Source organism: Burkholderia sp. HI4860, from assembly GCF_002223045.2.
Taxonomy (GTDB): Bacteria; Pseudomonadota; Gammaproteobacteria; order Burkholderiales; family Burkholderiaceae; genus Burkholderia.
In genome coordinates this window covers 148,892-167,445 of the sequence record NZ_NKFO02000005.1, presented here as the reverse complement: position 1 = coordinate 167,445, position 18,554 = coordinate 148,892, and the positions used below count along the sequence as shown (strand labels likewise).

The following is an 18,554-nucleotide window of genomic DNA, read 5'->3' as shown; positions in this document are numbered from 1 at the left end:
GATAGGGCGACGTATGTTGCATTGGCGTTCAGTCCTGCATCGACGGCGGGTTTCGGCTGTCACGCGCGGCGCCGCTGCTTGAAACGGCGCAGGGAAGGACAGGCCGCCCGGGGCGCGCGGCCGGCCCGCTCATTCGGCGCTCGCGCTCGTCCAGCCCGCCGCCGCGCTCAATCGGGTAACCGGCGCGTCCATCACGTAACCGGCGCCGCGCACGGTACGGATGAAAACCGGATGCGACGGATCGGGTTCGATCTTGCGGCGCAGGCGCAGGATCTGGACGTCGATCGAGCGGTCGTACACGTCGTCGTACAGCCGGCTGGACTCGAGCAACCGGTCGCGGGACAGCACGCACCCGGGTGCGGCGAGAAACGCATTGAGCAGACAGAATTCTCCGTTGGTGAGCTCGACCGGGGCGCCGTCCGGATCCGTCAGCCGCCGGGTGCCGAGGTTCAACTCCCAGCCGCCGAATCGATACGCGCGGGCGTCGTTGTTGCGCCCGGTCGCCGGGGCGGTCGCACCGGCCCGCCGGAGCAACGCGCGGATGCGTGCGAGCAGCTCGCGGTTGCTGAACGGCTTGGTCAGGTAGTCGTCGGCGCCGAGCTCGAGCGCCATCACGCGGTCGGCTTCGTCCCGTTTGCCGGACACGATGATGATCGGCAGGTTCGAGCGCGCGCGCAGCTCGCGGGCGATCTGCACGCCGTCTTCTCCCGGCATGCGCAGGTCGAGAATCACGAGATCGATCGCAAACGTGTTCAGCGCACCCGCCATTTCCTGGCCGGAAGCGGCCACCGTCACGCGGATGTCGTTGTCGGACAGATAGCCGGACAGCAGTTCGCGGATCGCCGGATCGTCGTCGACTACCAGCACGTGAGGAAGGTTGGCGTCCGTCATGGTGCGGATACTTGTCGGGGAATGGCTGAAATTATAGCCGGGGCGACGGTTCGAACGGGCGCTCGCGTGGCTGCTGGCTACGCTGGATCGTCGCGCCGGGCATCCCGCGCGCCGGTGCTCAGCAGTGCGACGCCGAGCGCGGCCGCCCAGCCGGTCGTGGACGGCATCCGATCGGCGGCGCCCGCCGTGCCGCGTGCCGCCTCCGGTAGCGCGGCGGGTTCGGTGTGCAGGCAGTCGACGATGTGTCGAAACCCGGCATCGCGCAGCGCGTACAGATGAACCTCGACCCACAGCGGGAAACATTCCCAGCCGGCGGCAATCGCCGCGTAGTCGGCCGTGGTGCAGGCGCTGCCGCTCTCCGGTGCCGCCAGCCGACCTTTCGTGAGCATTCGATCATGGTCGCGGCGAAGGATCTCGATCAGCAGCTCGCGCTTGTGTTCGAAGTGCGCATAGAACGCGCCGCGCGTGTACCCGGCGCCCTCGGCGATATGTTCGACGCTCGTATCGGCAAAGCCTTTCGCGATGAATAGCGCGCGAGCGGCGGCGATGAGCCGTTCGCGGGTGTCGAGCCTGCGTTGCTCGCGCGTGAGTCGGGCGGGTTTCATCTTGGTTTGTCCATGCAGGTGGAAATGATCGAAGCGGCGCACCACCGCGCTGCGCGAAACGCCGGATCGACGCGGGAACGCCGCAGCGCCGATTCGTCGTTCGTCGGGATGGTTTCGCCTGACGATGTCGCTTGGTCGGGCAGGGCACCGGCGCGAGGCCGATCGCCCAACCCAACCCGACCCGACCGCGCGCGTTTTCCCGGCCCGATTCAATCGCCGAGCGGATCCGGCGCGCCGCGCTCGGCGGTGGCTGGCGCGATCCGTCGGTCGGGTGTTCCCGCGCGGCATCCGGCGGGCGGCGGCGCGTGCGTGGCCGCCGCGCGAATGCCGGCGGCGATGCCGAGCGCGAGCGTGTCGAGCGCATGGCGATGCGCGTCCACGAGCGCGTCGTAGCCCGCCGACGCACCGGCCCGAACGATGCTGCGGCACGTCAGTGCCGGCTGTCCGGAGCCGGCGTCCACCGTCCACGTCGCATCGAGCAGCACGTGAGACGCCGGCCACGACTCGACACGCTGGACGTCCACGGCGACCCGATAGACCGGCGTGCCATCCGGATGGGCGACGCGGTGCACGTCGAACGTGTTCAGCCGGGACGTGACGCGCGTCGACAGTCCGTCGCGCATCTCGTCGCCGAGCGGCGCAACCCAGCGCTCCTGTTCCAGAATGTCGACCCGTTCGGGGCCGCGCTGCACCGCGAGCCGGTTGCCGTCCGCGGGCGCCGCCACGTGCACGCGCTGCATGTCGATCAGCCATGCGGGACGCGGGGCGTCGGTTTCGCCGCCCGCGCCATCCGCCACCCCGAGCGTATGGAACCGTACGGGCGGCGACGCACAGGCGCCGAGCACGGCCAGCGCGATGCACGTCGCGATGCGGATCGGCATCCGGTACGTGCGAAACGAATGCGGCGTCATTTCGGTTCTCCTTTCTTGCCGAAGAGCAGCGCTTCCGGATGCCGCTCGAGATAGTCGGCCAGCGTATTGAGCGACTGGAGCGTATGCGTGAGCGATTGCATCGCGTCATGAACGTCCGATTGCATCGGCGAATCCTGCCGCAGCGTCGCCTGCGCGGCGTCGAACGTGCGTTGCGCGGCCGCCAGCGTGTCGCGCGCCTGCGGCACGACCTGCTCGTCGAGGTGTCCGAACAACTGGTTCGCATGCTCGAGCGCACCGTTCAGGCTGTTGCCGATCTGGTCGAATGGAACCTTGTCGAGCTTTCGTGCGATGTCGGCGAGCTGCACCTGCAGTTCGTCGAGCGTGTTCGGAACGGTCGGCAGCTCGATCGGCGTGCGGCGTACGTCCACGCTCGCGCGCGGCGCTTTCGGGAACATGTCGAGCGCCACGTACAACTGGCCCGTGAGCAGGCTGCCGGTGCGCAACTGCCCGCGCAGGCCCTGCAGCACCAGGTGCTCGAGGAGGTCGTGGCCGCCGGCCGTATCGGGGGCCGGCAGCGCGGTGTCGCTGTGCCGGCTCAGTCTCGACGGATACAGCGCCATCGTGACCTTCATGCTGAACGTGCGCGAGTGCTCGTTGTACTCGATCCCGATGTTCGTGACCTGACCGAGCGCGATGCCGCGCAAATCGACCGGCGCGCCGACGGACAGCCCGCGCAGCGACTGGTCGAAGCGCATGACGACCATCAGCGGCGTGCCGTCGGGGTCGCGCATCGCATCGGCTTCGTCCTGCGCGAGCCGGAACGACGCGTTGTCGGCTGCCGGCGGTGCATCGGCTTGCCCGGGCGGCGACTGAAACGCGAGGCCGCCGACGACCACCGTCGCGAGCGACTGCGTGTTCAGCTTCAGGCCGTTCGAATCGAGCCGCAGGTCCACGCCGCTTGCGTGCCACCAGCGCGTCTGAGTGCCGACGTATCTGTCGTACGGCGCCTTCACGAACGCTTGCACGTCGACGCCCGCGCCATCCTTGTCGAGCGAGAAGCCGACCACCTGGCCGACCTGCAGGTGCCGATAGAACACCGGCGAGCCGATGTCGATCGAGCCGAGCGAATCGCCGTGCAGCAGGTAGCGGCGGCCCTGCTGGTCCGCGGTGACGGCGGGCGGTGTCTCGAGCCCGGCGAAGTCGGTCTGTTCATGCGGCGAGCGGCCGAGATCTGCGCCGATGTACGCGCCGGAGAGCAGCGTGCCGAGCCCGGAGATGCCGGTGGCGCCGATACGCGGCCGAACGACCCAGAATCGCGTCTCGCGGTTCGCGAACCGCGCGGCGTCCTTGGTGAGCTGGATGCGCACGACCACGCGCTTGAAGTCGGGCGTGAGCGTGATGGCCTGCACCGAGCCGATATCGACGTCCTTGTAACGGACCTTGGTCTTTCCGGCTTCGAGGCCTTCTGCGTTCGCGAACGTGACGGTGATCGTCGGGCCGGTCGCGGCAATGCCGCGGTACACGAGCGCCAGCCCGATCAGCGCGCACACGAGCGGCACGATCCAGACGAGGGACGGGATCCAGCGGCTGCGCGGCCGGATCTCGAGTTCAGGCAAATCGAGGGGAAGCATCTTGTGAAGGGGGGTAGCGTTGCGACGGGCTTGCGCTCGTTCAGGATCGAGGGCTGGCGGCGGCGCGGTGCGCGCCGTCCCAGATGAGTCGCGGATCGAACTGCATCGACGCGCACATGGTGAGCACGACCACTGCGCCGAATGCCAGCGCGCCGGGGCCGGGCGTGATCTCGGCGAACGAACCGAAATGCACGAGCGCGATCGTCAGCGCGACGACGAACACGTCGAGCATCGACCAGCGGCCCACGCGCTCCACCAGTCGATGGAGCCGCGCGCGTTCCAGCGGGCGCCATGGCGTGCCGCGATGCGCGGCGATGGCCTGCAACGCGAGAATCGCGAGCTTGAGCATCGGCACGAGCACGCTCGCGACGAACACGACGACGGCGAGCGGCCAGTCGCCGGACGTCCAGAAGTACGCGACGCCGGCGAGAATGGTGTCGTCCTCGGCGCGGCCGAGCGAGGTCGCATGCATGATGGGCAGCAGGTTCGCCGGAATGTAGAGAAGCGCGGCCGCGATGACGAGCGCGCCCGTGCGTGCGGCGCTGCGCGGGCGGCGTTCGTGCAGCGTCGAACCGCAGCGCGTGCAGCGCGCGTCGGCGGCTTCGGTATGCGGTTGCACGCGTCCGCAGGTATGACATGCGACCAGCCCCGCGGCGCGGGTCGTGACGCTTGCCGGGCGGTGGCGCCGGGTCGCGCGGGTCGCGTTCGGTGCGTCGGCTGTGTCGGGCGTCACCGGCGCAGCGCGTCGCGGCGTGTGCCGCCGGCGCGATACCGCGGCGGACGTGCCGTCGCCGCGCAGCGCGATGATTTCGTCGCGCGCTTCCCACAGGCCGCCCGGGTCGAATGACGCGAGAAAGCCGAGCATCACGGTGAGGGCGCCGAACGCGAACAGCGCGGGGCCCGGTATCACGTGCGCGACGCTCGTCATCTTGACGATCGTGACCAGGATGCCGAGCAGGAACACCTCGACCATGCTCCACGGGCGCAGCCGCTGCATGTTGCGCAGGACCGGCTCGAAGCGGGGCGGTATGCGGCCCGCGCGCAACGGTACGAGCACGTACAGCCACGCGGCGAGTTCCAGCAGCGGGAACAACATCGTCGTGCAGAACACGATCGCCGCCACCGCCGGTTGCCCGTGCAAGCGCAACGCGGCCACCGCGTCGGCCAGCGTCGCGTGCGATGCGATGCCGGCGGCGTCGAGCGCGACGATGGGAAAGGCCTGCGCGATGACGAGCGTGAACAGCGCGGCGAGCGCGATCGCGCATCGCCGGTCGAGCGCCGGACGGCCGTGCGCGCTGCCGCCCACGCGGGCACGGCACCTCGGGCAGTGCGCAGCCAGCGCGCGCAGGCGCGGCGGCCGCCAAAACAGCAGGTCGCATTCGTGGCAGGCGACGAGGTTTTCGGGTTTCATCGGGAATCGATCATGCGGGGTCAAGGAGTGCCCGGCGCCGCGGTACTCGCGGTGCGCCGGGCGTCGAGGTCCGGGCCGGCGCCGGTCGAACGGCACGCGGCCGATTCGTCGACGCAAGCAGCCGTCATTGCCGGGCCGCGACTGCCGTGCGGGCGTCGGGCGGCAACTCGCCCATCGCCTGCAGCAGCGCGGCCGTATCGGTCATCCGACGGCTCCCGGCACGCACCGAATCGAGCTCCGCATTCAGGTACTGCCGCTCGCTCGCCCGTTGCGCGGTCATCGGCACCGCACCGAGCGCGCGGCGCTGCACCGTTTCGTCGAAGCCTTCGCCGGCCGCGCGCGCCGCGAGTTCGTTCGCGGCCAGCGCCTCGGCGTCGTTTTCCAGCGCGGCGAGCGAATCGGCGACGTCGCCGAACGCGGACAGCACCGTCGCCTTGTACTGCAGCACGGCCGCGTCGTACGCGTCGCGTGTCGCGCGGCGGTGAGCCAGCAGCGCGCCGCCGTGGAACAGCGGCTGCGACAGCCCGGCGCCGACCGCCCACAGCCCGCCCGCACCCGACAGCAGCGCCGGCCAGCTGAAGCCGCCGCGCCCCATCGTCGCGGTGAGCGACAGGCTCGGGAACAACTGCGCGGTCGCTTCGCCGACGTCGGCCGATGCGGCCTTCACGGCGGCCGCGGCCGCGCGAATGTCCGGGCGCGCCTTCAGCAGGTCGGACGGCACGGCCACGGGCACGTGGGCCGGCAGCGACAACCCGCTGAACGCCGGAATCGGCGGTGCCGCGTCAGGCGTACGGCCCAGCAGGATCGCCAGCGCGTGAACCGCGCGTGCGCGTTGCTGGCGCAACGGCGGCAGCGTCGCGGCAAGCGACGCGGCATCCTGCGCCGAGGCCAGCGCCTGCACGTGCGACATCGCGCCGAGCGCGTAGCGCTGCTGGTCTTCGCGCGCGGCCGCGTCGGCCACGGCGACCAGGCGCTCGGTCAACAGGATCTGGCGGTCGAGCGCCGCCGCGCCGATGACGGTGCCGACGATGTTGGCCGCCAGCGCGCGCCGCGCCGCTTCGAGTTCGCAGCCGCGCACGTCGACACGCGCGGCGCTCGCCGCGTTCGCATAGCGCGTGGCGCCGAACAGGTCGAACGTGTAATGCGCCTGCAGTTGTCCGACGAATACGTTGTAGCGCAGGTTTTGCGCGCCCGCGCCGGAAATGTCCGGCGTGCGCGTGCGGGCCGCCTGCGCGTTCGCATCGAGCGACGGCAGCGTCGACGCGCCGACCTGCGCGCGCAGCTCCTCCTGCGCGGCGGCGAGCGTCTTTTCCGTCGCGGCAAGCGTCGGATTCGCGCGCAGCCCTTCGTCGACCAGCGCGTCGAGCGCGCCGGAGCGATAGAGCCGCCACCACTGCGGAACGGGCGCGGCGCCGACGTCGAATTGCTGCGCGACGCCCGCCGCTTCGGCGGTGCGCGGTGCCTGCGGCGTCGCGCCGTAGTTCGCCGGCGACGGCATCGCGGGCGGCGTGCTGCTCGGGGCCATCGCGCAGCCGCCCAGGCCGAGCGCGGCGCTCGCGGCGAGCACCGAGGTGATACGAGGGAATTTCATCAGCATGTCTCCGAGGAGGCGACGTCCATTGCGCGCGACTCGCGTTCGTCGCTGCGTACCTTGAAGCACGTCGCATAGAGGGCCGGCAGGAAGAAGATGGTCAGCACCGTCGCGATCGTGATCCCGCCCATCAGCGCGGTGGCCATCGGGCCGAAGAAGCCGGAGCGCAGCAGCGGAATCAGCGCCAGCACCGCGGCGGCGGCCGTCAGCATGATCGGCCGGAAGCGGCGCACGGTCGCGCCGACGATCGCGGTGAAGCGCGGCTGCCCGGCGGCGATGTCCTGGTCGATCTGGTCGACGAGAATCACCGAGTTGCGCATGATGATCCCGAACATCGCGATCACGCCGAGCAGCGCGACGAAGCCGAACGGCTTGCCGAACAGCAGCAGCGCGGTGACCACGCCGATCAGGCCGAGCGGTGCCGTCAGCACGACGATGAAGGTGCGCGAGAAGCGCTTGAGCTGGATCATCAGCAGCGTCAGCACCGCGATGATCATCAGCGGCATCTGCGCGTTGATCGACGTCTGGCCCTTCATGCTTTCCTCGGCGGCGCCGCCGATCTCGATCCGGTATCCGGCCGGCAGCGTGGCGCGCACCGTCGCGAGCGCCGCGTCGATGTCGCGCGTCACGCCGATGCTCGGCGCTTCGCCGCGCACGTCGGCCTGCACGGTGACGGTCGGCTGGCGGTCGCGTTCCCAGATCACGCCGTATTCGAGCGTGTCGCGCACGTGGCCGATCGTGCCGAGCGGCACCGGGCCGTGCGGCGTCGGGATCGCCAGGCCCGCGAGCTTCGACGGGTCGATGCGTTCGCGCTTCGGCGCGCGCAGGTCGACGTCGACCAGCTTGTCGCGCTCGCGATACTGCGTGACCGTGTAGCCCGACAGTGTCATCGCGAGGAAGCCCGACACGTCTTCCGACGTCACGCCGAGCTCGCGTGCCTTGATCTGGTCGATGTCGAACGACACCGATCGCTCGGCCGGCTCGTCCCAGTCGAACTGCACGTTGCGCGTGCGGGCATCGGCGCGCACCTTGTCCGCGACTGTCTCGGCGATGCCGCGTACGGTCGCGATGTCGTCGCCGCTGACGCGGAACTTGATCGGGAAGCCGACGGGCGGGCCGTTCTCGAGCCGCGCGACACGCGTGCGCACGGTCGGGAAGCTGCTCGCGAGCGTCGACTCGAGCCAGTGCGACAGGCGATCGCGCGATTCGATGTCCTTCGCCGTGATCACGAACTGCGCGAAATTCGGCTGCTGCAGCTGCTGGTCGAGCGGCAGGTAGAAGCGCGGCGCGCCGGTGCCCACGAAATCGACGACGTGCGCGATTTCAGGCCGGCCGTCGAGCACCTTCTCGAGCCGCCTGGCCTCGCGCAGCGTCGCGTCGAACGATGCGCCTTCCGGCAGGCGCATGTCCACCAGCAGTTCCGGCCGTTCCGAATTCGGGAAAAACTGCTGCGGCACGCGCGTGAACGCGGCCATCGCGATCGCGAACAGCACGGCCGTCACGCCGAGCACGACCCAGCGGCGCTCGATGCAGGCCGAGATCCATCCGGACAGGCGCCGGTAGAAGCCCGTGTCGTACACCGCATCGCCATGCGCGTGACCGTCGTGATGCGCGCGCTCGGGCAGCATGTGGTAGCCGAGCAGCGGCACCAGCACGACGGCCGCGAACCACGACACGATCAGCGCGATCGCCGATACCTCGAAGATCGAGCGCGTGTATTCGCCGGTGCTCGATTTCGCGAGCGCGATCGGCAGGAAGCCCGACACGGTGACGAGCGTGCCCGTGAGCATCGGGAACGCCGTGCTCGTGTACGCGAATGCCGCGGCGCGCGTACGGCTCCAGCCCTGTTCGAGCTTCACGGCCATCATTTCGACGGCGATGATCGCGTCGTCCACCAGCAGCCCGAGCGCGAGCACCAGCGTGCCGAGCGACACCTTGTCCAGGCCGATGCCGAATACGTGCATGCAGAGCGCCGTCACGGCCAGCACGATCGGAATCGTGATGACGACGACCATGCCGGTGCGCAGGCCGAGCGACACGAGGCTCACGACCAGCACGATCGCGACGGCTTCGCCGACCGCTTCGACGAAGTCGTCCACCGAGTGCTTGACCGCATGCGGCATGCTCGCCACCGCCGTCAGCTTCAGGCCGGCCGGCAGGCCCGCCTGCAGCTCGGCCGCTTTCGCGTCCAGCGCCTTGCCGAGGTCGATCACGTCGCCGCCTTTCTGCATCGTGACGCCGATGCCGAGCACCGCGTGGCCGTTCGCCCGCATCTGCGTGACGGGCGGATCGTCGTAGCCGCGCGTGATGGTCGCGACGTCGCCCAGCCGGAACGTCCGGCCATTCACGGTGACGAGCATGTCGGCGAGCGCCTGCGTGTCCTTGAACGCGCCGCTCGGCCGCACGAACACGCGGTCGTCCGCGGTCGTGATGGTGCCGGCCGGCGCGACGGCATTCTGTGCGTCGATCGCCTGCGCGAGCTGCTGCGGCGTGATCGCGAGGCGCGTCAACTGCGCGTTCGAGATCTCGACGAACACGTGCTGGGCGGGATCGCCGAAGTAGTCGACCTTCGCGACGCCCGGCACACGCAACAGCGCGGCGCGCAGCCGGTCCGCGTAGTCGTGCAGTTGCGCGGGCGAATAGCCATCGCCTTCCAGCGCGTAGATATTGGTGTACACGTCGCCGAATTCATCGTTGAAGAACGGGCCGACGGTGCCTTTGGGCAGTGTCGCGCGGATGTCGCCGACCTTCTTGCGCACCTGGTACCAGGTCTCCGGCACCTGGTCGACCGGCGCGGAATCCTTCATCGAGAAGAAGATCATCGACTCGCCGGGGCGCGAATAGCTCTTGATGTTGTCGACGTACGGCGCCGCCTGCAGCTGGCGGCCGATCCGGTCCGTGACCTGTTCCTGCACGTCGCGCGCCGTCGCGCCGGGCCAGTAGGTCTGGATCACCATCGTGCGGAACGTGAACGGCGGATCCTCCGATTGCGCGAGTCGCGTATAGCCGATCACGCCGAAGATCGTCGCGAGGCCGATCAGGAAGATCACCAGTTGCTGGTGCTTCAACGCCCATGCGGACAGGTTGAAGCGGTCAGCGTCGCGCGACGCGGCTCCGGCTTGGGCGCGATTTCCGTCGCCGGTGCCGTGCGGAGTGTGCGGAGCGTTCATGATGCGAGATCCTCCGCATGCAGCGGCGGCACGATGCGCACGCGCTCGCCGGCACTGACCGTATGGACGCCCTGCATCACGACGCGCTCGTCGTTCGCGAGGCCGGACGTGACGGTGACCGTGCGTTCGTCGTAGCGGCCGATCGTCACCGCGCGCAGTTCGAGCGTGTCGCTGCCCTTGCGGACGACCCACACGGCCGGGGCTTCGCCGCGGTGAAAGAGCGCGGTGGCCGGCAGCGTGATCGCGCGGTCCGCGGCGGGCCCGGCGGCAGCATCGAGCGTCACGTTCGCCGTCATGCCGGAGCGCACGTCCGGGCCCGGCGAGAGCAGCGTCAGCTTCACGCGCCAGGTACGGCTCTGCGGATCGGCGGCGGCCGCGACTTCGCGCACGCGCGCATCGAGCACCTTGCCCGGAAGGGCCGTCAGGCCGACACGGGCGGGGCGACCGACCGCGAGATCCGGCAGGTCGCGCTCCGACACGTCGCACACGATGTCGAGATCGCCGCTCCAGTCGAGATGGAACACGGCCTGGCCGGGCTCGACGTTTTGCCCGGTATCGGCATCTTCGGACGTGATCACGCCGTCGTGATCGGCCGTCAGCGTCGCGTAGCGCAGGTGATCGCCGGCGAGCGCCATCTGCGCGAGCGCGGAATCGCGCTGTGCGACCGCCGACGCATAGGCGTCCTGCGTCGTCTCGAGTTGCGCCGGTGCGATCAGGTTGGCCTGCGCCTGCGCACGATCGCGATCCAGTTGCTGTTTGGTGTACGCAACACGGTGCTCGGCCGCATCGAGCTGCGCACGCGCATTCAGCAACGTGTTGCGCAGATCGGCCGGGTCGAGCGTCGCGAGGGCCTGGCCGGCCTTCACCGTGTCGCCGATTCGCACGCGCCGCTCGACGATCTTGCCGCCCACGCGAAACGACAGCGGCGTCGAATAGCGTGCCTGAACCTGCGCCGGCAGCTCACGCTGCGCCGTGCCGTTGTCCTCGTGCACCGCCAGTGCGACCACCGGCTGCAGTTCGGGCGCGGGCGTCTCGTGGGAATGGCAGGCCGTCAGCAGAATCGCGCAGCACGCGATGGCGACGGGCGCCCGCCGGGCCGGCGGGACGATGCGTGTCAGAAGCGGGCGCGTGAAGGTTCGCGCGTCAAGACCGGGTGATTTCACGATGTTTCCAAGACAAGTGAGGGTCAACTGAACAGGGTTGGGCGACCACGGGGGCGCCCGGATTCATGCAGATGCGGCGCGGCGCGTTCGGCGCTGTCGATTCTGCATATCAATCAGTACTGCGATATTTTCATTACGGCTTGCTCCGGCTGCCGGCATGCCGATTTCCTGTGCGGGGCAGACGCGAACGTGCGGATGCGCACACAACGCTTCGGCGGCCCGACGGCCGCGCAAAGCCGAGCGGCACCGCTCGTCGTTGCGGCCGAAGCCGCGCGCGACACGATGGGTGACGAAGCGGCGGTTACGGCGTGCTCGGCGCTTTTGACGCCGATTTCGCTTGCTGCCGCGCGTCGGGCACAGCCCCTCGACAGGAGCCGGATGCTGTGATTTTCGAGATTAGACTCATAACTGATAAAGTTGTCAAGTATGAGTGAGTAATCTAAAATTGCGCCATGCAGAAAGTTCTATCGAATAGAGGAAGAGGAGGCGGGCTCATGGACGATCGGACAGTCGGGCCCCTTCGGCCGGCCGGCAGCGCCGGTGTAGCGGCGCCGCGCCTGCCGCGCGGCGCCCGGCGCAAGGAGGCCACGCGCATGCGGCTGCTGCACGCGGCGTTCAGGTTGATGGCGGAAAAGGGGCCGGACAACGTGGCGATCAGCGAGATCACCGAGGCGGCGGATGTGGGGTTCGGTTCGTTCTACTACCACTTCGAATCGAAGGACGGCATCTTCGCCGCGCTGACGGAGTGGGTGTTCGACGATTTTGCGGACGGGCTCGAGCGTCTCGCGAACGGCTTGTCCGATCCGGCCGAGGTCGTGTCCGTCTGCGTACGCCACACGCTGATGCGTGCGCGCCGCGAGCGGCTGTGGGCCCGGTTCCTGATGCGGGAGGGCTTCTCGGTGCGCGCGCTCGACCACGGGCTCGGCCGGCGGCTGCGGCGGGATAGCGAACGCGGCATCGCCGCACGCCGCTTCGTCGTCGACGATCCGCTGATGAGCGTGCTGGCGATGACCGGAACGATTCTCGCGGCGATCGCCGCGGAGTGTCACGCGACGGCTGCGTCGGCGAGCGGCATGCCGGAGCGGGTGGCGGCCCTGGTGCTGCAGACGCTCGGCCTCACGCGCGCCGAGGCACACGATGTCGCGACCCGACCGCTGCCGCCGGGCGATTTTGCCACGGCGGACACCGCGTGACTGTTCGCGGCATGCCGTTGCCAGGGCGGCTGCGTCCCCGGTTCCCGCATCGTCATCGTGATCTGCGCCGTTGCAGCGATCGCAGCCTCCGGCGCCGGGCACCCGGTGGCCGGTTAGCTTATGCGGCCTGAAAGCAATGGGATGGACGCCCCAACCGGAAACGTCGCAGTCGTGCAAAAGTGGGATTGTGCGTGCACCACGTCAACGAATAGGCGCTCCCGTCGTGATGGCTACGGTTATTGGCATCTATCCGGCAAAGAACGTGGTCCAGCTGCACGGCGGTAACGAGCACGGCAGGGTGGTGCTGAAAACTTAGCCGAACGTGATGAACTGCGCCGACGACCACACCTTGCCGTCGTTGCGTTGCCGTCCAAAGAAATAGACAGGGCGGTAGCCGAATTTCGCATGGCCGGGCGCCAACTCGATGCTGCCGGAGAGATCGACCGGCAGCGGCTGGTCGGTCAGCCGCTCGACCGCGACGAACAGCTCCGTTCCGCCAAGCGCATGCGTTGCCGTCCCACTCGCAAGCAGTTCCGCACCGCTGATCTCGAGACGGAATTCAGGCGCATGGACGAATGGATTGCGCTGCAGCGGATCGCCGACCTTCGCGAAGCTGTCGATCGTGCCTTCGACCACGATCGTCGCGGCGGCGAGATTGCCGATGTCGAGCTCGATGCTGTCGGCGTCGCCGTAAGTGTCGCTGCGGAATTCGACGTCGGTCGCGCCGGTGCGCCATGCCGATTCCTCGACATGCTCGAACCCGTTGGACCCGAAACGGTGGATCGTGCCGTTGACGATCCGGATCCGGCCGCGCCACGCGGCCCAGCGGTAGCGATCGCGAATGCGGGCGCCGCCCCAGCGCACCCGGACGAGGCGCTCCGCGTAGCCGAGTTCCGCATGCAGGTTGCGCTCCCAGAGCAGACCCTCGTGATCGTACGCGGCCACGTATTCCCACCCGGACTGGCCGAGCAGCCGGTAGTCGAGCCGCGCCGGCCCATGGTGCGCGAATGCGTCGCCTTGCCAGTGATCGCCGCAGCGCACGAGCAGCGCACTGTGCTCGCCGGTGTGCGAGGGTGAACGCGAGGGGCTCGATGTCAGTTCGCGCGGGGAGACTGCATACCATTCGTGACGATCAGCGTAGTCGCAAACGCGCCAGGCCGTTGCCGCCGATATCGGAATGCCGGGGAGCCAAACCTGGGCAGGATTGTGGGTAGGAGGCTACCTGCAACCGCGGGAATCTCACCCGGCGGGTCTCCGCGAGCGATGGTTGCAGTCTGCTGCCTGGATACCTGCCGCCGGTCGTTCAATACCCGGCATCCGCCTTGATGAAATCGACGAACGCGCGCAGCGGCGCCGGCACGAAGCGTCGCCCGGGATAGTACAGATACGGGCCCGAGAACGGCCGCCACCAGCCGTCGAGCACGGGCTCGAGCGCGCCGCTCGCGAGATGCGGGCGCAGCCAGTCTTCGTACAGATGCACGATGCCGAGTCCCGCGCACGCGGCATCCACGACAAGATCGACGGCGCCGCCGATTTGCACGACCAGCGGCCCCGACGGCTCCACGCGCACGACTTCGCCGTCGCGCTCGTACTCCCACGCTGGCATCGCGCCGCTCGCGAAGCGGCCGCGCAGGCACGCGTGACCGAGCAGGTCGCGCGGATGGGCCGGTCGGCCGCGACGGTCGAGATAGGCGGGCGCCGCGGCAGTCGCGAAGCGTTGCGAGCGCGGGCCGATCGGCACGGCGATCATGTCCTGTTCGAGGCGCTCGTCGTAGCGAATGCCCGCGTCGCAACCGGCCGCGAGGATATCGACGAAGCGCTCGTCGGCCACGACCTCCAGCCGGATCTCCGGATACGCATCGAGAAAGCGCGGGACGATCGACGGCAGCACGAGCCGCGCCGCACTCATCGGAACGTTGAGCTTGAGCGTGCCGACCGGTTTCTCGCGGAACGTGTTGACCACGTCCAGCGCGGCCTCCACCTCGCTCAGCGCCGGCGTGAGCCGGGCGAGCAGGCGCTCCCCGGCTTCGGTCGGCGACACGCTGCGCGTCGTGCGATGCAGCAGCCGCACGCCGAGTTGCGCCTCGAGCCTGCGCACTGCTTCGCTGAGGCCCGACGCGCTTGCACCGGCCACGCGTGCGCCCTCGCGGAAGCCCTTTGCGCGGGCCACCGCGACGAACGCATTCAGATCGCCGAGATCGACTTGCATTGTTCGCCTTTTCGTACAGGTCGTGCGTATTATGACCGGTTATCGCGCAGTGCGACGCGGCGTAACCTGCGGTTCATTCTTCATTCGATGCAGGAGCAACGCCATGTCACCCATCGTTCAATCCGGTACGTTTTCCGTCGCGGGCCGCCGCGTTCACCGCCTCGGCTATGGCGCGATGCAACTGGCCGGGCCGGGCGTGTTCGGCCCGCCGAAGGACCGCGACGCGGCGCTCGCCGTGCTGCGCGAAGCCGTCGAAGCGGGCGTCGATCACATCGACACCAGCGATTTCTACGGCCCGCACGTGACGAACCGACTGATTCGCGAAGCGCTGCATCCGTATCGCGACAATCTGCTGATCGTGACCAAGATCGGCGCGAAGCGCGGCGACGACGGTTCGTGGCTGCCGGCATTTTCTGCCGACGCGCTCGCGGCCGCCGTGCACGACAATCTGCGCAACCTTGGCCTCGACGTGCTCGACGTCGTCAACCTGCGGATCATGTACGACGTGCACGGGCCGGCCGAGGGCTCGATCGAGGCGCCATTGACGGCACTGGCCGAGCTGCAGCGCCAGGGTCTCGTGCGGCATGTCGGGCTCAGCAACGTGACGGCCGCCCAGATCGCCGAAGGCCGGCGGATCTGCGACATCGTCTGCGTGCAGAATCATTACAACCTCGCGCACCGCGACGATGATGACCTGATCGATGCGCTCGGACGCGACGGCATCGCGTACGTCCCGTACTTTCCGCTCGGCGGGTTCAATCCGTTGCAGTCGTCGACGCTCGATGCGGTCGCCGCGCGGATCGGCGCGACGCCGATGCAGACCGCGCTCGCGTGGCTGCTGCGCCGCGCGCCGAACATCCTGCTGATTCCGGGTACGTCGTCGGTCGCGCATCTGCGCGAGAATCTGGCGGCCGGTGCGCTAACGTTGCCGGAGGACGCGATGCGACAGCTCGATGGGGTCGCGGCGGCCGGCGGTTGAGGGGGCGTGTCGGCGGTTTTTCCGACGCGATGAGGTTCGCGCCGTTGCCACCGGGAATCGCGAGACCGAAGCGCATGCGCGCCGGCTCTCGGAGAGCGCGTATTCGTGAGAAAGAGATCGGTGGCGGTGCCGCCCGGCTGTCCGAACGTGTGTCCAGCGCGAGCCTGGAGGCGGTGCGCGGTCGGGCGACTCCATCGACCGGCGGATGACCGCTTCAGCGAGCCTGCCCGAGCTGCTCGTCGATCGACCGCGTGAGCGGCGACTGCACGTCGCCGGTGTGCTTCGTCTGCACGGGTTCGATCAGCACGATCCAGCATTCTTCGTCAGCGACCGGATTGTGCAGCGTGCCGCGCGTCACCACGTGCATTGAGCCGGCCGGCAAGTCGACGACGCGGCCGCCTTCGTACTCAATCTTCAGATGCCCGCGCACGACGAAGAACAACTCGTCTTCATGCGCATGGTCGTGCCACACGAGCTGGCCGCGTACCTTCGCGACCTTCACGTACTGATCGTTGATCTGCGCGACGACCTTCGGCGACCAGTAGTCGGATACATCGGCGAACGCAGCTTCGAGGTCGAACGATTCGGCAAACGGAACGGCGGGGAGGGGCATCTCGTCTCCAGATCCAGGGGTACGCATGCGGTATCGAGACCGGCGCGAGGCCGGTCGTCGACAGGTAGGGAAAGCCGATTATAGGGACGCCGCCGCGACGCTGCACGACGGCGCCGCGCCGCCCTCAATGGGCCAGCGCGACCGCGAAGTCGCGGTACGTGCGCAGCGGGCGGCCGAGGATCGCGGTCAGCCGCTCGACGTCGCCGGCCTGGGGCACCATGCCGTCGCTCACGTAGCGTTCGGCCATCAGCCGCATCTCGTATGCCATCCATTTCGGGATGAAGCCGGCCAGGTTGTTCTCGAACGCGGCCGGATCGTCGCCGCCGTACGCGACCGGCCGGCCCAGAATCTCCGACCAGATCGACGCCAGCTGCGGGCCCGTCAGCGTGTCGGGGCCGACCAGGTTGAGCGTCTCGACCGGCAACTTGCCCGGCGCGTCGTTGCGGCGGATCAGTTCGATCGCGGCAACTTCCGCGATGTCGCGCACGTCGACCATCGCGACGCCCTTGCTGCCGATCGGCATCGGATACACGCCGTGACCGACGATCACGTCCTTGACCATCCATTCGTTTTCCATGAAATACGCAGGCCGCAGGATCGTCGCGCCGAAACCCATCTGCTCGATCATCCGCTCGGCGCCGGACTTCACCGCGAAGTGCGGCACGTTCACGAAGCGGTCGGCGTGCATGACCGACAGATAGACGAGGCGCTCGATTCCCGCCTCGCGCGCCAGATTCAGCGCGATCAGCGCCTGCGTGAACTCGTCGCCCGCGACGCCGTTGAGCAGGAACAGCGTGCGCACGCCGGCGAAGGCGGTGCGCAGCGCGTCGAGATCGAGCATGTCACCCTGGACGACGCTCACCGCGGCCGGGAAATCGGCCTTCGACGGATCGCGCACGAGCACGCGCACGTCGGCGCCGCGCTCGACAAGCTGATGGACGACGTGGCGGCCGACACGGCCGGTCGCACCGGTAACGAGAATGGTCATGATGTTCACTCCTGGGGTAACGGTTGAGTTGACTGCCCAGGTAAGTTAAGTGATCCACATATGATCCGGAAGATGTGATAAATAGACTCGGTGTCTCAATGGTGGAACACATGGACCTGCTCGCTCTCGCCGATTTCAATCTCGTCGCCCGTCACGGCAGCTTTGGCGAGGCCGCGCGCGCGGCCGGCCGCCCGAAGGCGACACTGTCGCGCCGCGTGACCGAACTGGAGAACAGCCTCGCACTGCGTCTGTTCGAACGCGGCGCGCGCGGCGTGACGCTCACGCAGGAAGGGCGCGCGCTGTACGAGCGCACGGGCGCGCTGCTCGCGGAGCTGGCCGACAGCGCGTCGGCGATCGCGTCGGGCAGCGAACGCCCACGCGGGCGGCTGCGCATCAGCGCGCCGATGCTGTTTTCCCAGCTCGCGATCGGCAAGCTCGTGGCGACGTTCGTGGCGAAGTATCCGGACGTGCGCCCGGACGTGACGACGGAAGACCGCCCCGTCGACATGATCGACGAAGGTTACGACCTCGTGATCCGCGTGAACCCGGACCCGGACGAACGGCTGATCGGGCGCGTGCTGCTGCGCGACCGGCTGGTCGTCGTGGCGGCGCCCGCGCTGGCGCGGCCGGCCGGCAACGCGGCCGTACCGGCCGTCGTCCGAGGCGTGGACGACGGGCGCGCGGCCTGGGACGTCACCGGCCCGGGCGGCAGCTCGCGCATCGCGTTCGAGCCCGTCGCACGGCTGTCGTCGCTGCCCATCGTGCGCGATACGGTCAGGCTCGGCCTCGGCGCCGCATGCCTGCCGGTGTCGCTCGTGAGCCGCGATCTAGTCGCCGGCACGCTCGTCAGCTGGGGCGACGTGCCGGGGCCGGAAATCGCGTTGTGGGCGCTCTATCCGTCGAGGCGACTGTTGAGCGCACGCGTCTCCGCGTTTCTCGATCATCTGAAGGACGCGTTTCCGGCCGGCACGCCGGAGGACCTCGCCGCGTACATCGAACCGGCGCGCTGAACCGGCGCCGCTCGCGATCCGATTGCCGCGACGATGCGGGCGCTACGTCCGGTCGCGATTGCGTGCGCGGGTCGCGCCGGTGATCACCGCGATGCCGAACAGAATGACGGCGACGATCTCGATGATGTGCTGCGATACGTGCAGCGTCATCAATCCCCACGCGACGCCGGCGATGAAAATGATCCAGCCGAGCAGGTAGATGAGCAGGGTCATCGCTGTTCTCCTTGT

The 18,554-nt window shown here is 68.8% G+C and carries 16 protein-coding genes; 3 read left to right on the top strand and 13 right to left on the bottom strand.

All coding sequences use genetic code 11. The features are described 5' to 3' along the window. Positions 1-129 precede the first annotated feature (129 nt). The 8 genes from CFB34_RS34855 to CFB34_RS34820 all read right to left on the bottom strand — a co-directional run bounded on the left by CFB34_RS34855 (position 130) and on the right by CFB34_RS34820 (position 11,334). A complete protein-coding gene (locus tag CFB34_RS34855; protein ID WP_089444233.1) occupies positions 130-891 on the bottom strand; it encodes a response regulator in 762 nt (253 codons plus the stop codon). Between the two features lie 77 nt (positions 892-968). After that, on the bottom strand, positions 969-1,541 hold the full coding sequence (locus tag CFB34_RS34850; protein ID WP_242808753.1) for a TetR/AcrR family transcriptional regulator: 573 nt from the start codon (positions 1,539-1,541) through the stop codon (positions 969-971). Positions 1,542-1,705: 164 nt separating this feature from the next. Then, positions 1,706-2,407 (bottom strand): PqiC family protein, encoded by a 702-nt coding sequence (locus tag CFB34_RS34845; RefSeq protein ID WP_089444232.1) that lies wholly within the window; start codon positions 2,405-2,407, stop codon positions 1,706-1,708. Continuing rightward, positions 2,404-3,999 carry an MlaD family protein gene (locus CFB34_RS34840; protein WP_089444231.1) on the bottom strand — a complete coding sequence of 532 codons (1,596 nt, stop codon included), beginning with the start codon at positions 3,997-3,999 and terminating at the stop codon, positions 2,404-2,406. Before CFB34_RS34840 ends, CFB34_RS34845 begins: the two co-directional genes overlap by 4 nt. Before the next feature lie 40 nt (positions 4,000-4,039). Next, complete coding sequence (locus CFB34_RS34835; RefSeq protein WP_089444230.1) at positions 4,040-5,410, bottom strand: paraquat-inducible protein A; 1,371 nt, start codon at positions 5,408-5,410, stop codon at positions 4,040-4,042. 124 nt (positions 5,411-5,534) lie between these two features. Continuing rightward, the gene (locus CFB34_RS34830; protein WP_089444548.1) at positions 5,535-7,001 is read right to left on the bottom strand and encodes an efflux transporter outer membrane subunit; all 1,467 of its coding nucleotides are present in this window, start codon (positions 6,999-7,001) and stop codon (positions 5,535-5,537) included. After that, a complete protein-coding gene (locus CFB34_RS34825; protein WP_089444229.1) occupies positions 7,001-10,171 on the bottom strand; it encodes an efflux RND transporter permease subunit in 3,171 nt (1,056 codons plus the stop codon). The genes CFB34_RS34830 and CFB34_RS34825 overlap by 1 nt, the downstream gene beginning before the upstream one ends. After that, positions 10,168-11,334, bottom strand: coding sequence for an efflux RND transporter periplasmic adaptor subunit (locus CFB34_RS34820; RefSeq protein WP_089444228.1), 1,167 nt, complete (start codon positions 11,332-11,334; stop codon positions 10,168-10,170). The genes CFB34_RS34825 and CFB34_RS34820 overlap by 4 nt, the downstream gene beginning before the upstream one ends. 494 nt (positions 11,335-11,828) lie before the next feature. Here CFB34_RS34820 and CFB34_RS34815 point away from each other — a divergent pair, with 494 nt between their 5' ends. Then, positions 11,829-12,527, top strand: a complete 699-nt coding sequence (locus CFB34_RS34815; protein ID WP_089444226.1) for a TetR/AcrR family transcriptional regulator — start codon at positions 11,829-11,831, stop codon at positions 12,525-12,527. A 312-nt stretch (positions 12,528-12,839) separates the two neighbouring features. Here the strand turns inward: CFB34_RS34815 and CFB34_RS34810 are convergent, their stop codons facing one another. Together CFB34_RS34810 and CFB34_RS34805 are read right to left on the bottom strand one after the other, a co-directional pair. Further along, positions 12,840-13,568 carry a hypothetical protein gene (locus CFB34_RS34810; protein WP_242808752.1) on the bottom strand — a complete coding sequence of 243 codons (729 nt, stop codon included), beginning with the start codon at positions 13,566-13,568 and terminating at the stop codon, positions 12,840-12,842. A gap of 262 nt (positions 13,569-13,830) precedes the next feature. Further along, positions 13,831-14,736: a LysR family transcriptional regulator gene (locus CFB34_RS34805; protein ID WP_089444225.1), complete on the bottom strand. Its 906-nt coding sequence runs from the start codon at positions 14,734-14,736 to the stop codon at positions 13,831-13,833. Between the two features lie 103 nt (positions 14,737-14,839). Here CFB34_RS34805 and CFB34_RS34800 point away from each other — a divergent pair, with 103 nt between their 5' ends. Then, positions 14,840-15,715: an aldo/keto reductase family oxidoreductase gene (locus tag CFB34_RS34800; RefSeq protein ID WP_071336111.1), complete on the top strand. Its 876-nt coding sequence runs from the start codon at positions 14,840-14,842 to the stop codon at positions 15,713-15,715. Positions 15,716-15,929: 214 nt separating this feature from the next. On the opposite strand, the gene CFB34_RS34795 is transcribed toward CFB34_RS34800, so the two are convergent. Beyond that, entirely contained in the window at positions 15,930-16,328 is a 399-nt protein-coding gene (locus CFB34_RS34795) for a cupin domain-containing protein (protein WP_071336112.1), read from the bottom strand. A gap of 124 nt (positions 16,329-16,452) precedes the next feature. Next, positions 16,453-17,316, bottom strand: a complete 864-nt coding sequence (locus tag CFB34_RS34790) for an NmrA family NAD(P)-binding protein (protein WP_089444224.1) — start codon at positions 17,314-17,316, stop codon at positions 16,453-16,455. 110 nt (positions 17,317-17,426) lie between these two features. On the opposite strand from CFB34_RS34790, the gene CFB34_RS34785 reads away from it, so the two are divergent. Next, positions 17,427-18,326 carry a LysR family transcriptional regulator gene (locus CFB34_RS34785; RefSeq protein WP_089444547.1) on the top strand — a complete coding sequence of 300 codons (900 nt, stop codon included), beginning with the start codon at positions 17,427-17,429 and terminating at the stop codon, positions 18,324-18,326. A 42-nt stretch (positions 18,327-18,368) separates the two neighbouring features. On the opposite strand, the gene CFB34_RS34780 is transcribed toward CFB34_RS34785, so the two are convergent. Beyond that, the gene (locus CFB34_RS34780; RefSeq protein WP_162999306.1) at positions 18,369-18,539 is read right to left on the bottom strand and encodes a hypothetical protein; all 171 of its coding nucleotides are present in this window, start codon (positions 18,537-18,539) and stop codon (positions 18,369-18,371) included. Between the last annotated feature and the right edge of the window lie 15 nt (positions 18,540-18,554).

Bases quoted from the DNA above. Each gene is read 5' to 3' on its own strand.
- CFB34_RS34800 (WP_071336111.1), top strand. From the start codon at position 14,840: ATGTCACCCATCGTTCAATCCGGTACGTTTTCCGTCGCGGGCCGCCGC.
- CFB34_RS34855 (WP_089444233.1), bottom strand. From the start codon at position 891: ATGACGGACGCCAACCTTCCTCACGTGCTGGTAGTCGACGACGATCCG.
- CFB34_RS34835 (WP_089444230.1), bottom strand. From the start codon at position 5,410: ATGAAACCCGAAAACCTCGTCGCCTGCCACGAATGCGACCTGCTGTTT.
- CFB34_RS34780 (WP_162999306.1), bottom strand. From the start codon at position 18,539: ATGACCCTGCTCATCTACCTGCTCGGCTGGATCATTTTCATCGCCGGC.
- CFB34_RS34795 (WP_071336112.1), bottom strand. From the start codon at position 16,328: ATGCCCCTCCCCGCCGTTCCGTTTGCCGAATCGTTCGACCTCGAAGCT.
- CFB34_RS34840 (WP_089444231.1), bottom strand. From the start codon at position 3,999: ATGCTTCCCCTCGATTTGCCTGAACTCGAGATCCGGCCGCGCAGCCGC.
- CFB34_RS34825 (WP_089444229.1), bottom strand. From the start codon at position 10,171: ATGAACGCTCCGCACACTCCGCACGGCACCGGCGACGGAAATCGCGCC.
- CFB34_RS34790 (WP_089444224.1), bottom strand. From the start codon at position 17,316: ATGACCATTCTCGTTACCGGTGCGACCGGCCGTGTCGGCCGCCACGTC.
- CFB34_RS34805 (WP_089444225.1), bottom strand. From the start codon at position 14,736: ATGCAAGTCGATCTCGGCGATCTGAATGCGTTCGTCGCGGTGGCCCGC.
- CFB34_RS34845 (WP_089444232.1), bottom strand. From the start codon at position 2,407: ATGACGCCGCATTCGTTTCGCACGTACCGGATGCCGATCCGCATCGCG.
- CFB34_RS34815 (WP_089444226.1), top strand. From the start codon at position 11,829: ATGGACGATCGGACAGTCGGGCCCCTTCGGCCGGCCGGCAGCGCCGGT.
- CFB34_RS34785 (WP_089444547.1), top strand. From the start codon at position 17,427: ATGGACCTGCTCGCTCTCGCCGATTTCAATCTCGTCGCCCGTCACGGC.
- CFB34_RS34830 (WP_089444548.1), bottom strand. From the start codon at position 7,001: ATGAAATTCCCTCGTATCACCTCGGTGCTCGCCGCGAGCGCCGCGCTC.